At 61.0% G+C, this 14,083-nt stretch carries 7 protein-coding genes and 2 rRNA genes (1 of these 9 running past the window's edge); 8 read left to right on the top strand and 1 reads right to left on the bottom strand.

Annotated features, from left to right (window positions below; all coding sequences use genetic code 11):
- The 8 genes from PspS35_RS25205 to PspS35_RS25170 all read left to right on the top strand — a co-directional run.
- A 23S ribosomal RNA gene (locus tag PspS35_RS25205) occupies window positions 1–428 on the top strand; it begins 2,464 nt to the left of the window's first position.
- Window positions 429–585: 157 nt separating this feature from the next.
- Window positions 586–701, top strand: a 5S ribosomal RNA gene (gene rrf / locus PspS35_RS25200).
- Window positions 702–836: 135 nt separating this feature from the next.
- Window positions 837–4,286, top strand: a complete 3,450-nt coding sequence (recC, locus tag PspS35_RS25195) for an exodeoxyribonuclease V subunit gamma (RefSeq protein WP_159937243.1) — start codon at window positions 837–839, stop codon at window positions 4,284–4,286.
- Window positions 4,283–7,957 (top strand): exodeoxyribonuclease V subunit beta, encoded by a 3,675-nt coding sequence (recB, locus tag PspS35_RS25190; protein WP_159937242.1) that lies wholly within the window; start codon window positions 4,283–4,285, stop codon window positions 7,955–7,957. The genes recC and recB overlap by 4 nt, the downstream gene beginning before the upstream one ends.
- Window positions 7,954–10,023 carry an exodeoxyribonuclease V subunit alpha gene (gene recD / locus PspS35_RS25185; RefSeq protein ID WP_159937241.1) on the top strand — a complete coding sequence of 690 codons (2,070 nt, stop codon included), beginning with the start codon at window positions 7,954–7,956 and terminating at the stop codon, window positions 10,021–10,023. Before recB ends, recD begins: the two co-directional genes overlap by 4 nt.
- Before the next feature lie 143 nt (window positions 10,024–10,166).
- Window positions 10,167–10,733: a YfiR family protein gene (locus tag PspS35_RS25180; protein WP_159937240.1), complete on the top strand. Its 567-nt coding sequence runs from the start codon at window positions 10,167–10,169 to the stop codon at window positions 10,731–10,733.
- The gene (locus PspS35_RS25175; RefSeq protein ID WP_159937239.1) at window positions 10,730–11,992 is read left to right on the top strand and encodes a diguanylate cyclase; all 1,263 of its coding nucleotides are present in this window, start codon (window positions 10,730–10,732) and stop codon (window positions 11,990–11,992) included. The genes PspS35_RS25180 and PspS35_RS25175 overlap by 4 nt, the downstream gene beginning before the upstream one ends.
- Window positions 11,993–11,996: 4 nt before the next feature.
- Window positions 11,997–12,488, top strand: a complete 492-nt coding sequence (locus PspS35_RS25170; protein WP_159937238.1) for an OmpA family protein — start codon at window positions 11,997–11,999, stop codon at window positions 12,486–12,488.
- A 205-nt stretch (window positions 12,489–12,693) separates the two neighbouring features.
- Here PspS35_RS25170 and PspS35_RS25165 read toward each other — a convergent pair whose 3' ends face one another.
- Window positions 12,694–13,704 carry a proline dehydrogenase family protein gene (locus PspS35_RS25165; protein ID WP_202982116.1) on the bottom strand — a complete coding sequence of 337 codons (1,011 nt, stop codon included), beginning with the start codon at window positions 13,702–13,704 and terminating at the stop codon, window positions 12,694–12,696.
- Between the last annotated feature and the right edge of the window lie 379 nt (window positions 13,705–14,083).

Raw genomic sequence — 14,083 nt, 5'->3', positions numbered from 1 at the left:
TATCGACGGCGGTGTTTGGCACCTCGATGTCGGCTCATCACATCCTGGGGCTGAAGCCGGTCCCAAGGGTATGGCTGTTCGCCATTTAAAGTGGTACGCGAGCTGGGTTTAGAACGTCGTGAGACAGTTCGGTCCCTATCTGCCGTGGACGTTTGAGATTTGAGAGGGGCTGCTCCTAGTACGAGAGGACCGGAGTGGACGAACCTCTGGTGTTCCGGTTGTCACGCCAGTGGCATTGCCGGGTAGCTATGTTCGGAATAGATAACCGCTGAAAGCATCTAAGCGGGAAACTAGCCTCAAGATGAGATCTCACTGGGACCTTGAGTCCCCTGAAGGGCCGTCGAAGACTACGACGTTGATAGGTTGGGTGTGTAAGCGCTGTGAGGCGTTGAGCTAACCAATACTAATTGCCCGTGAGGCTTGACCATATAACACCCAAGCAATTTGACTACTCGAAAGAGCATCAGATTGCGGTGTGTGAAGACGCAATGAACCGAAAGTTCGATGCTCACAAAACACCGAAAGCTGTCACATATCCAATTTGCTGAAGCGAGGCCAACTGGCCGCGACTCAGTACCCGAATTTCTTGACGACCATAGAGCATTGGAACCACCTGATCCCATCCCGAACTCAGTAGTGAAACGATGCATCGCCGATGGTAGTGTGGGGTTTCCCCATGTGAGAGTAGGTCATCGTCAAGATTAAATTCCGAAACCCCATTTGCGAAAGCAGATGGGGTTTTGTTTTGGGCGCTCGGAAAGTACCTGGAAGCTCATCCGAGCGGCCTTCAGTGCTAAAGTCCACGCCTCGATTTTGCTTTTTCCAAGGAAGCCGTTATGCCGGATGCGATATCCCTCAGCGCTGGATTCATGGTGGTTCACGGCAACCGCCTGGACGAGCTACGCGGCCTGGTGGTGAGCTGGATGCGCCGTTACCCCCTGGCGCCCCTGGAAAACGAAATTGCCCTGGTACAAAGCAACGGCATTGCCCAGTGGCTCAAGCTGGCCCTGGCTGAAGACCCAGAGGATGACGATATGGGTGGCTGCGGAATCGCTGCCGCCATCGACGTGCAGCTCCCCGGCAGCTTCATGTGGCAGCTCTATCGCATGGTCCTTGGGCGCGACGAAATCCCGCCCAAGTCCCTGCTCGATAAAGCCCCCCTCACCTGGCGCTTGATGCGTCTGCTCCCGGAGCTCATCGATCAACCGCATTTCGAGCCATTGCAGCGCTTTCTGACCCACGACACCGATCTGCGTAAACGCTACCAACTCGCTGAGCGGCTAGCCGACCTGTTTGACCAGTATCAGGTCTACCGCGCAGATTGGCTGGAAGACTGGGCCGCGGGTCGCCACCAACTGCGTAATGGTCGAGGGGAATCCAAGCCGCTTAATCCCGCCAACTGCTGGCAAGCCGAGTTATGGGGTGCGCTGCTGTTGGACGTCGGTGAAGCGGGCATGGCTGAAAGTCGCGCCGGCGTTCACCAGCGCTTCATTGAACGTATCAACGCGCTTGAAGAAGCCCCCCAAGGCCTGCCGTCGAGAGTGATCGTTTTCGGGATTTCTTCCTTGCCCGCCCAAGCGCTCGAAGCCCTTGCCGGTCTGGCCCGGTTCAGCCAGGTCCTGCTGTGCGTGCACAACCCGTGTCGACACCATTGGTCCGATATCGTTGCCGACAAAGACCTACTGCGTAACGAATACAAACGCCAAGCCCGCAAGACCGGCATGCCAGTCACCATCGATCCACAAACGCTGCATCAACACGCCCATCCGTTACTCGCTGCCTGGGGCAAACAAGGCCGTGACTACATCAGCCTGCTGGATAGCTACGACGACCCCAATAGTTACCGCGCCGCCTTTCGCGATGGGCGCATTGACCTGTTCAGCGACAGCAACCCCGCCACACTGCTCAACCAGCTCCAGGACGATATTCTCGAGCTGCGCCCGCTCAACGAGACTCGCGAACTCTGGCCGGCTGTCGACTTGGAGCGGGATGCTTCAATCCGCTTCCACATCGCCCACAGCGCCCAACGGGAAGTGGAGGTCCTCCACGACCAACTGCTCCAACGCTTCAGCGCCGACGCCACGCTTCGCCCCAGGGACATCATCGTCATGGTCCCCGACATCGACAGCTATGCGCCGCACATCCGCGCAGTATTCGGTCAACTGGAAAGAAGCGACCCACGCTTCATCCCGTTTACTCTGACAGACCAGGGCCAGCGCGGTCGCGACCCTCTGCTGATCGCCGTCGAACACTTGCTCAAACTCCCGGACAGCCGCTTCCCGGTCAGCGAGATTCTCGACCTGCTCGACGTCCCCGCCCTGCGTGAACGCTTCGGCATTAAAGAGCGCGACCTGCCCACACTGCACCGCTGGATCGAAGGCGCCGGCATCCGTTGGGGGCTTAACGCCGAGCAACGTGCCGGCCTCGGTCTGCCAGGCGATCTGGAGCAAAACAGCTGGCGATTCGGCCTGCGTCGTATGCTGCTGGGTTACGCCGTCGGCAGTGGTGCCGCCTGTGAAGGGATTGAACCCTACGATGAAATCGGTGGCCTCGACGCAGCACTGATCGGCCCGCTGGTCGCGTTGCTCGACGCACTCAATGACGCTCATCAAGCCTTGTCGCAACCGGCTGCGCCTCAGGAATGGGGCGAGCGCCTGCAACGCCTGATGCAACTGTTTTTCCTGCCCAGCAGCGAACACGACGACTACCTCCTGGGCCAACTCGAACAACTCAGGGAAACCTGGCTGGAAACCTGCGAGTCCGTTGGCCTACAGGACGAGTTACCACTCACCGTAGTCCGTGAAGCCTGGCTGGCCGGCCTCGACCAGGGCCGCTTGTCCCAGCGCTTCCTCGCCGGTGCTGTCAATTTTTGCACCTTGATGCCCATGCGCGCGATCCCCTTCAAGCTCGTCTGCCTGCTCGGCATGAACGACGGCGATTACCCGCGTGCCCAGCCGCCGCTGGATTTCGACCTGATGGGCAGCGACTACCGCCCCGGCGACCGTTCACGCCGCGAAGACGACCGCTACCTGCTGCTCGAAGCCCTGCTGTCCGCCCGCGACCAGCTTTACATCAGTTGGGTCGGCCGCAGCATCCGGGATAACAGCGAGCGCCCGGCGTCGGTGCTGATCGGCCAACTGCGCGATCATATCGCCAGCGGCTGGCATCACGCACAAGACACCCCGCTGCTGCATGCCATGACTCAGGAGCATCCACTGCAACCCTTCAGCGCCCGCTACTTCCACGAAGGCGACCCGCTGTTCAGCTACGCCCGTGAGTGGCAGTTGCTCCACGAAGCGCCCATCGCCGTCGCTCAAGAAGACGAACTGGCGCAGCATCAACAGGAAGAACCTCTGAGCCTTGGCCAGTTACAAGACTTCCTACGCAATCCGGTCAAACACTTCTTCAGCCAGCGTCTGAAAGTGTTCTTCGAGGCCGCCGAAGTACCCTTGGCCGACGAAGAACCCTTCGTCCTTGATGCATTACAACGCTACAGTCTGAGCGACAGCCTGCTGAACGCCGCGCTGTCCCAGCCGGACCATCTCGACCAGGCCCTCAATGCCCAGGCCCTGCGTTTACAGGGCAGCGGCCTGCTGCCCATGGTCGGTTTCGGTGAGTGCCTGCGCAACGAACTGATCGAGCCGTTGCCCAACCTGCTGCAACGCTATCAACACTTGCTGGCCCTATGGCCGACGCCACACACCGCTGCCGAACCGATCAGTTTCGAGCATCAAGGCATTGCACTGGAAGGCTGGATCAGCGGCTTGCACCGACGCAGTGATGGCGCATTGCTAAGCGTCACCACCATCCCCAACAGCATCGGTTCGATCAAGACGCGCAAATGGCATCGCCTGATCCGTCCTTGGGTCAACCATGTGGTGGCGTGCGCCTGCGGCCTACCGTTGAGCACCGGTCTGGTGGCCAGTGACGACACCCTGCTACTGGCCCCACTGGATAAACCCGTCGCTCGGGAAATCCTCGGCAACTTGCTGTTGGCCTGGCACAGCGCAATGAGAAAGCCGCTGCCGGTTGCGGTCAAAACCGCCTTCGCCTGGCTCAGCCAAACCGACCCGGCCAAGGCCCACGCCGCAGCGAGTAAAGCCTATGAAGGCGACGGCCTGACCACCGACGGCGAGCGCCGCGAAACCCCGGCGCTCACCCGCCAATTCCCCGATTACGCGGCCTTGATTGCCAGCGAAGAATTCGAAGGCTGGTGCGAAACCCTGTACCGCCCGCTGATCAACGCCCCCTGGCGATCACTTGCAGGCGAGGAGGCCGGCGCATGAGCAGCAAACCCTTGGCCCTGGCGTTCCCGCTAAAAGGCAGCCAGCTGATTGAAGCCAGCGCCGGCACCGGCAAGACCTTCACCATTTCCGCCCTGTACCTGCGCCTGGTGCTCGGCCACGGTGGCGACGAATCCGGCTTTGGCCGCGAACTATTGCCGCCGCAAATCCTGGTGGTTACGTTCACTGATGCCGCTACCAAGGAGCTGCGTGAACGCATCCGCATCCGACTGGCCGAAGCGGCGCGCTTTTTTCGCGGCGAGATCGAACAGCTCGACGCGTTGATCGCTGACCTGCGCGCCCAATACCTTCCCGAGCAATGGCCGGCCTGCGCCAATCGGTTGGACATCGCCGCTCAATGGATGGACGAAGCGGCAGTTTCCACGATCCACAGTTGGTGCCAGCGCATGCTGCGCGAACATGCGTTCGACAGCGGCAGCCTGTTCACCCAGACCCTGGAAACCGACCACAGTGATCTGCTCGGCGAAGTGCTGCGCGATTACTGGCGGTTGTTCTGCTACCCGATGCACGACGACGCGCTCACCTGGGTGCGCAGCAACTGGGGCGGCCCCGCCGCGTTGATGCCGCGGGTGCGTGCACTGTTCGGCAGCGAGCGCCCCACTGATGAAACCCGCGCCCCCGCCGAACTGATCACCGCGTGCCTGCAAGAACGCCGTGAAGCGTTGATAACCATCAAAGCGCCCTGGCAACAATGGGCTGGCGAGCTGCGTGATATCTGCCTGCAAGCCGTGGCCGCCAAGGCTGTCGATGGCCGCAAGATGCAAGCGCGTTACTTCGAGCCCTGGTTCGAAAAGATCAGCGCCTGGGCCGCAGACGAAACCCTGGAACAACTGGACATCGGCACCGGCTTCACTCGCCTGACCCCCGACGGTATGGCCGAAGCCTGGAAGGGCGACCCACCACAACATCCCGGCATCGACGCTATGGCCAGCCTCAAGGCCAGCCTCGACGCCCTGCCAACCCCAGATGCAGCCGTACTGCAACACGCCGCCGGTTGGGTGGGTAAACGTTTTGAAGAAGAAAAGCGCCGTCGCGCCGAAATGGGCTTCGACGACATGCTGATCCGCCTCAACGCCGCCCTGCAGTCCGAGGGTGGCGAGCGCCTGGCCAGCGTGATCCGCGAGCAATTCCCGGTGGCCCTGATCGATGAGTTCCAGGACACCGACCCGGTGCAATACAGCATCTTCGATAGCATCTACCGCATCGAAGACAACCACCTCGACAGTGGCCTGTTCCTGATCGGCGACCCCAAGCAAGCGATCTACGCGTTCCGTGGCGCCGACATCTACACCTACTTGCGCGCACGCCAGTCCACCACCGGCCGTCACCACACCCTGGGCACCAACTTTCGCTCCAGCCATGCGATGGTCGAAGCGGTGAACCATGTGTTCCAGCGCGCCGAAACAGGCCGGGGCGCGTTCCTGTTCCGCGAGCCGACAGGCGAAAACCCGGTGCCGTTCCACCCGGTGTTATCCCAAGGCCGCAAGGAAAAACTGCAAGTCGATGGCCAAACATTGCCAGCAATGAACCTCTGGCACCTGCCCACCGATCAGCCCGTTTCCAATGCCGTCTACCGACAACAATTGGCCGCGGCGTGTGCCACGCAGATCGTTGAATTGCTTAACGGCGGCCAACACGGCACGGCCGGTTTCCTACAGCCGGACGACAGCTTCAACGGCGTACTGCCGTCAGACATCGCCATCCTTGTCCGCGACGGTAAAGAGGCTCAAGCCGTACGCGCCGAATTGGCCGCCCGTGGTGTGCGCAGCGTGTACCTGTCCGACAAGGATTCGGTATTCGCCGCCCAGGAAGCCCACGACCTGCTGGCCTGGCTCAAGGCCTGCGCCGAGCCGGACGTCGAGCGTCCACTGCGCGCCGCCCTGGCCTGCGTTACCTTGAACCTGTCACTGCCAGAACTGGAGCGTCTGAACCAGGACGAACTGGCGTGGGAAACCCGCGTGATGCAGTTCCGTGGCTACCGCCTGATCTGGCGCACCCAAGGGGTGTTGCCGATGTTGCGGCGCCTGCTCCACGATTTCAAACTGCCACAAACCCTGATCGCCCGCAGCGATGGCGAGCGCGTGCTGACCAACCTGTTGCACCTCAGCGAATTACTGCAACAGGCCGCCTCGGAACTGGACGGCGAACAGGCGCTGATCCGCCATCTGGCCGAACACCTCGCGTTATCGGGCCAGGCCGGCGAAGAGCAGATCCTGCGCCTGGAAAGCGATGAGCAACTGGTCAAGGTGGTGACGATCCACAAGTCCAAGGGCCTGGAATACGACCTGGTCTTCCTGCCCTTCATATGTTCGGCCAAACCGGTCGACGGCAGTAGGCTGCCGCTGCATTACCACGATGAACACGGCAAGTCCCACGTCAGCCTGCGGCCTACGCCCGAGTTGATCGCCCAGGCCGATGACGAGCGGCTGGCCGAAGACCTGCGTTTGTTCTACGTGGCCCTGACCCGCGCCAAACATGCCTGCTGGCTCGGTGTTGCCGACCTCAAGCGTGGCAACAGCAACAGTTCGGTTTTGCACTTGTCAGCGCTGGGCTACTTGCTTGGCGGCGGTGCGTCGTTGGCTGAGTCCGCGGGGCTGGCGCGCTGGTTGCTGGACCTGCAGGCAGGCTGCCCGGCCATCCACTATGCCCACGTGCCCGACGCCCAAGACCTCGTGTACCAGCCGCCGCGCAACCAGGCCACCTTGCTCGCGCCGTTGCTGCCCACGCGCAAGGCCGCCGAAAATTGGTGGATCGCGTCCTACAGCGCCTTGCGCATTGGCGACAGCATGAGCGTCGCCCACCTCGAAGCGCCCGAAAGCCCACAAGCACAAAAGCTGTTTGATGACGAACGGCTCGACCCCGACGCACCGCGTGAAGTGGCGGCGTCCGGCGGTGACATTCACCGTTTCCCACGCGGTCCGAATCCAGGCACCTTCCTTCACGGCCTGCTCGAATGGGCCGGCGAAGAAGGCTTCAACGTAACGCCGCAGGCGATCGAAAAAGCCGTCGGCGCACGTTGCAACCGACGCAACTGGCAGGGTTGGATCATCACCCTCAGCGATTGGTTGGGCCACCTGCTGCAAACCCCGCTGCCTGTGGACAACGACCACGTCACCCTGAGCAGCCTGCAGCAGTATCAGATCGAAATGGAGTTCTGGTTCGCCAGCCATAAAGTCGACGTGCTCGCCCTCGACAAGCTGGTGTGCCAGTACACCCACAACGGTGTTTCCCGTGGTGCCGCCGAGCCTGTGCTGCTCAACGGCATGTTCAAGGGGTTTATCGATTTGACTTTTGAGCACGACGGCCGTTATTACGTGGCGGACTACAAGTCCAATTGGCTCGGCCCAGACGATTCGGCCTACACCCAAGCGGCCATGGAGCAGTCGATCCTTGAGCACCGGTACGACCTGCAATACGTGCTTTACCTACTGGCCCTGCACCGCCAACTGAAGGCACGCCTGCCGGACTACGACTACGACCGTCACGTCGGGGGTGCGCTGTACCTGTTCCTGCGCGGTACCCAGTCCGCCAGCCAAGGCGCGTATTTTACCCGCCCGCCACGGGAACTGATCGAAGGCCTGGACCTGTTGTTCCAAGGCAAGCCCATCCCGCCCAAGGTTGAGCCCACCTGGGAACAAGGAGTGTTGTTATGAGCCTGTCGCCGTTACCGCTTGAGGCGCTGGAACCCCTGAGCCGCGCCGCCGATCTGGTGCAGTTGTTTGAACGCTGGGTTGACCGGGGCTGGCTGCGCGCCTTGGACAAAGCGTTTATCGGCTTCCTGCACGAACTCGACCCGCAGGCCGACCCCTTGATGCTGCTCGCGGCGGCGCTGACCAGCCATCAACTGGGCCACGGCCATGTGTGCCTGGACCTGTTCGAAACCTTGAAGGCACCGGACTTTGCATTGTCCCTGCCACCCGAAGGCGACCTGCAAACCGGCGCCATGTTGCTGCCATCGCAGTTGCTCGACGGCCTCGACGGCGCCCACTGGTGCCAGGCCCTGGCCGCCAGCCCCTTGGTCGCCCTGGCGTTGGATGACAGTGAGTCGGCACACAGTCGCCCCTTGGTGCTGTCGGGCAAACGCCTGTACCTGCGCCGCTACTGGGCCTACGAGCGACGTATCGACACCGCCCTGCGCCTGCGCCTCGCGACTCAGGAAAGCGTCGCCGCCGACTTGCCCCAACGCTTGAACGGGTTGTTTGACCAACCGGCCCCCGACGGTGTGATCGACTGGCAAAAACTTGCCTGCGCCCTGGCCACCCGAGGTGCCTTCAGCATCGTCACCGGCGGCCCCGGCACCGGCAAGACCACCACCGTGGTGCGCCTGCTCGCGCTGTTGCAGGCGCCGGCCGTGGAGTCCGGCAGCCCGTTGCGGATCCGTTTGGCCGCACCTACGGGGAAGGCCGCTGCGCGCTTGACCGAATCCATCAGCCAGCAAGTGCTGTCGCTGAAAGTGCCGGAAAATGTGAAGGAAAAGATCCCGACCCAAGTCACCACGGTTCACCGCTTGCTGGGCAGTCGCCCCGGCACCCGACACTTTCGCCATCACCTTGGCAACCCATTGCCCCTGGATGTGCTGGTGGTGGACGAAGCGTCGATGATCGACCTGGAAATGATGGCCAACCTGCTGGACGCGTTACCGCCCCATGCGCGTTTGGTACTGCTGGGCGACAAGGACCAACTCGCCTCGGTGGAAGCGGGCGCCGTACTCGGCGATCTGTGCCGCGACGCCGAAGCCGGCTGGTACAGCCCTCAGACTCGACAATGGCTGCAAGCCGTCAGCGGCGAGGACCTCAGCACCAGCGGCCTGCAAGAGGACCTGGACGGCAGCCATCCCCTGGCCCAGCAAGTGGTGATGCTGCGCTATTCGCGGCGTTTCGGCGAAGGCAGCGGCATCGGCCAGTTGGCGCGCTGGGTCAACCAGCAAAACGCCGAAGAGGCCCGCAAACTACTGGCGGCGCGCAGCCACAGCGACCTGTTCTGCGTCAGCCTCAAAGGTGAGCACGACCACGCCCTGGAACGCTTGGTGCTGGACGGGCAGGGCGGCGGTGCCGAGGGTTATCGCTATTACCTCAACCTGCTGCACACTGCGCGTCCCGCCCTCGACACCCCGCGCGAAGACCCGGCCTGGACTCACTGGGCGCAACAACTGTTGCAAGCCTTCGATGCGTTCCAACTGCTCTGCGCGGTGCGCAAGGGCCCTTGGGGGGTGGAAGGGCTGAACTTGCGCATCACTGCTGCCTTGCGCAAAGTGCGCTTGATCGAGGGTGACGAGCAATGGTACGAAGGCCGCCCGGTGCTGATGACCCGCAACGACTACGGCCTCGGTTTGATGAACGGCGATATCGGCATTGCCCTCAAACTGCCCGAAAGCGACGGTGGCCCTCAGGTGCTGCGTGTGGCCTTCCCACGCAACGACGGCCAGGGCGGTGTGCGATTTGTACTGCCAAGCCGTCTGAATGATGTGGAAACCGTGTACGCCATGACCGTGCACAAATCCCAGGGTTCGGAATTCACCCATACCGCCCTGATCCTGCCGGACGCCTTGAACCCGGTGCTGACCAAGGAGTTGATCTATACCGGTATCACCCGCGCCAAGCGCTGGTTCAGCCTGATCGAACCCCGTGGCGGGGTGTTTGAGGAGGCGGTGCGACGCAAGGTCAAACGCTTGAGCGGGCTGATGTTGGCGTTGGGTCATGAAGCGGAAAAAACTGACTGATAGGTCATGTAAGATTTCTGATTCGGCTGTCAGCGATTTCTGAAAAAATAGCGGGCCCCGCGAAGACCTCATCTTCACGGGGTTTTTCGCCGCTGTGCTATCGTTGCGGCATCATCCGAAAAAACACCTGAGAGAATCGCTGCATGAACGTGGCCGTCTCGCCCACAGAGCGGAGTTTGAGCTGGAGGCGCCTGCTGCTGATGGCGGTTCTATGCGTGCTGGCACCTCGCGTATTGGCCGAGGCGCCCGGCCCGGCGGATCAGCGCGCCCAGGCGGTGACCCAGGTGGTTCTCGGCATCCTCAGCTATGCCCGCTGGCCCGTAGAGCCGGCGCAATTGCGCTTGTGCATCGTCGGCCCGACGCAATACACCGACGACCTGATCAAAGGCACTACCCAGGCCACCGGCCGTCCGGTGGTGGTGCGGCGTGTGCTGGCCGATCATCCCGACATCGTCAGTGCCTGCGACGCCGTGTACATCGGCAAACTGAGCAATGATGAACGCAGTCGACTGTTTACCTCGTTGATGGGGCATCCGGTGCTCAGCATCAGCGAAGGTGGCGACCAGTGCACGGTCGGCAGCCTGTTCTGCCTGCGGGTGGGCGATGAACAGGTGTCGTTCGAGGTCAACCTCGACTCGGTGGCGCGCAGCGGCGTGCGTATCCACCCCAGCGTGTTGCAATTGTCCCGTCGTCGGGCCCCCGCCTCATGACAGCCGTGACCGTGCGACCTACCCTGCGTTCCGTCATCGGTCGAGGGCACATGATCCTGGCGCTGGTGGCCGTGACCCTGGCCAGTGTGTCCTTGACCCTGCTTGGCGTCCTGGCGCTGCGGGTCTATGCCGAGCACAACCTGCACCTGATCGCCCGGTCCATCAATTACACCGTGGAAGCGGCGGTGGTGTTCAACGACCGCGCCGCGGCCACCGAGGCCCTTAGCCTGATTGCGTCCACTGAAGAAGTGGCCCAGGCCGACGTGTTCGACGCCAGCGGCAGGCTGTTGGCTCATTGGGAGCGCCCCGAAACCGGCATGCTCTCGCGGGTTGAACTGGCGTTGGCGCATACCTTGCTCGAACAGCCCATCAGCCAGCCGATCCTGCATCAGGGGCGGGCCATCGGTAGCATCCACCTGACCGGTCACGGTGGCAGTCTGCTGCGCTTTTTGCTCAGTGGGCTTGCGGGCATCCTGATCTGTACCGTCCTCAGCGCCTGGGTTGCCCTGCACCTGGCGCGCCGTTTGCTGAAGGGCATCACCGGGCCGCTGCAAAGCCTCGCCGCCGTGGCCCACGCCGCGCGCAGCGAACGCGACTTCGACCGCCGCGTACCGCCGGCACGCATCGCCGAACTCGACAGCCTGGGCAGCGACTTCAATGCCTTGCTTGGCGAGATGGAAGCCTGGCAAAGCCACCTGCAAAGCGAAAACGAAACCCTGGCTCACCAGGCCAACCACGACAGCCTCACCGGGCTGCCCAACCGTGCCTTTTTCGAAGGCCGGCTGATCCGTGCGCTGCGTAGCGCGGCCAAGGTCAACGAGCGGGTGGCGGTGTTGTTCCTCGACAGCGACCGCTTCAAAGACATCAACGACAACTTCGGCCATGCCGCCGGCGACGCCGTGCTGGTGGCCGTCGCCGAGCGCGTGCGGGCACAACTGCGTGACGACGACCTGGTGGCACGCCTGGGCGGCGATGAGTTCGCCATCCTGCTGGCGCCGTTGCACAAAGTCGAAGACGCCCAGCGCATCGCCGACAAGATCATCGCCAGCATGGACCTGCCGATTGCCGTGCCGGGCAACACCCAGGTGTTGACCTCCCTCAGCATCGGCATCGCCATCTACCCCGATCATGGTGTCACCCCCGGCACCTTGCTCAACGCCGCCGACGCGGCGATGTACCAGGCCAAACGGGTTTCCCAGGGCGGCCAGCAAACGGCAGAGTCGGAGCACTCCACCGTCAATGTTCAACACAGGAGTTGATCCCTTGTTTTCAACCACACGCGTTCTGTTTTTTACATTATTGATGGCACTGCTGGCCCTGGGCGGCTGCCAGACAGCCCCACCCAAAGGCCTGACCCCGGCCCAGGTGGCCGTCCTCAAACAACAAGGCTTCGAACTCACCGACGAAGGCTGGGCCTTTGGTCTGTCGGGCAAAGTGCTGTTTGGCAGCGACGTCGAGACCCTCAACCAGCCCAGCACCGACATCGTCCAACGCATCGGTAAGGCCTTGCTGGGCGTCGGCATCGAACGCGTACGCGTCGATGGCCACACTGATGCCTCCGGCAAAGAAACCTACAACCAGCAACTCTCCCTGCGCCGCGCCAAAAGCGTGGCCACGGTGCTGACAGGCGTAGGCATGAAAGAAGAAAACATCCAACTGCGCGGGTTGGGCAGCGCCGAGCCCGTGGCCTCCAACACCACGGCGGTTGGGCGTACGGAGAATCGTCGGGTGTCGATTGTGGTCATCGCGGACTGACCCACTCCTATCGGGGGTATAGACCTCTGCATAACACCTAAAGGCTGGCAAATAACTCTGTAGTGAGCGGGCTTGCCCCGCTCACCACAACATCCCATCACAAATTACGCCAGGACATGACCTCTGCTCAGATCAAAGTGATCGCACCTCGGGTTTACTTACTGAGTGCAGTGATCCTGTTGTGTTGTGTGCTTTTATTAGGTCGTCAGAGACCAATAAGTGCTTTGGCGACATGACCCGCGATACTAGGATTCTCATTCAGTCTGCGCGTGCTGTAACCGTACCAGTCCCGACCAAAAGGTACGTAGATGCGCACGTTGAATCCCATTCTCAACACCTTGTCCCGCAAGGGTTCGCAAACGCCTAGCAGCATCTGGAACTCAAACTGGGTTCTGTCGATACCGTTGTCTCGAGCCAGAGCAATAACGTGCTCGATCAGTGCCGCGTCGTGCGTGGCCACACCGACGAAGCTGCCGGCTTTAAAGCAGCGCCTGACGTGATCCAAAAAATGCTTGTTGATGGCGGTACGGTCACTCCAAGAGCCGCTCACAAGGTGCGATCGTTCCTCCACATAGATACCCTTGCAGATGCGCACAGTGCTTGTTTCGCGTGTGAGCACCTCAATATCCTGATAAGTACGCTTCAAATAGGCCTGCAATGCCAGCCCAACATTGTCGTGGCTTGTCCTCAACCGGGTGAACAGATCGATTTCCTTTTGCGTGCAGCTAACATCTTCCATATCTATGCAAACAGAGTTTTTGTGACCCTCTGCCGCTTCAAGAATGCGCTCTGCGAGGCGTTCGCATTGCTGCATGTCCAAGAGCAATCCAAGCGAGGAAGGCTTGATCGAAATGTTGGCTTTTAATCCATTGGCTTGAATCGCTTCAAGCAAATCAATGTAATCGATCGCCGTATTCTCAGCCTGTTGTGGGGTCGAAACAGTCTCGCCCAATACGTCGAGCGTCACACAAAAACCTTGTGCGTTTAGCTGTTTAACTCGCGCAAGGGCTTCGCCTAGCGTGGCACCGGCAATGTAGCGACGGGAGATTTTTTGGATAATTGCGCGAGGAATAAAAGGGATGGCGCGAGCCATCAAAGCGTTGAAAAGATGCATATCAATACCAAAGACGAAAAACAGCCAACATCCGTTTCTCCGCGCAAAAGCGTCGAAAAACCACGGACGTAGCAAAGCCGCCACTCCTTTTTGGAGCAGCATGAAGCAGAGTCACAGCCGTCTATGTCAGCGCATAGCGGCAGCGTCTACTGCGAGCTTCAGTTCATCAATGGGGGCCAAGCGGCGGCGTGCATGCTTTCTTCTCTAGGTGTTTGCTAACGTCAATGGTTGTTGACGTTTTCTACCCCTGTATTACCCAAACTTTTTGTAGCGTTTGAAGGGGGCTGAACGGTGATCCATGCCACAAAAAAAAGCAAGGGGTGTGGGCGGACGCTTACTAAAAAACGCCAGCCAAGTGTTTAAAGAGGATGCTTCTTAGTGGTTCGGATCGCTAAACCCGTTCGCAGTTTTTTCTGTGAAGTCCGCAGGCTAGTGACTCGAACACTAAGGCGCAGTAGGCCGGGGGGCTCTAGGAAACGTC

The organism is Pseudomonas sp. S35 (assembly GCF_009866765.1).
Classification (GTDB): domain Bacteria; phylum Pseudomonadota; class Gammaproteobacteria; order Pseudomonadales; family Pseudomonadaceae; genus Aquipseudomonas.
The sequence above is the reverse complement of the archived record's forward strand: the minus strand, read 5'-3'. Positions and strand labels throughout refer to the sequence as shown.

Coding starts and splice junctions, on each gene's coding strand:
- recC (WP_159937243.1), top strand. CDS start 837: ATGCCGGATGCGATATCCCTCAGCGCTGGATTCATGGTGGTTCACGGC.
- recB (WP_159937242.1), top strand. CDS start 4,283: ATGAGCAGCAAACCCTTGGCCCTGGCGTTCCCGCTAAAAGGCAGCCAG.
- recD (WP_159937241.1), top strand. CDS start 7,954: ATGAGCCTGTCGCCGTTACCGCTTGAGGCGCTGGAACCCCTGAGCCGC.
- PspS35_RS25180 (WP_159937240.1), top strand. CDS start 10,167: ATGAACGTGGCCGTCTCGCCCACAGAGCGGAGTTTGAGCTGGAGGCGC.
- PspS35_RS25175 (WP_159937239.1), top strand. CDS start 10,730: ATGACAGCCGTGACCGTGCGACCTACCCTGCGTTCCGTCATCGGTCGA.
- PspS35_RS25165 (WP_202982116.1), bottom strand. CDS start 13,704: ATGCTGCTCCAAAAAGGAGTGGCGGCTTTGCTACGTCCGTGGTTTTTC.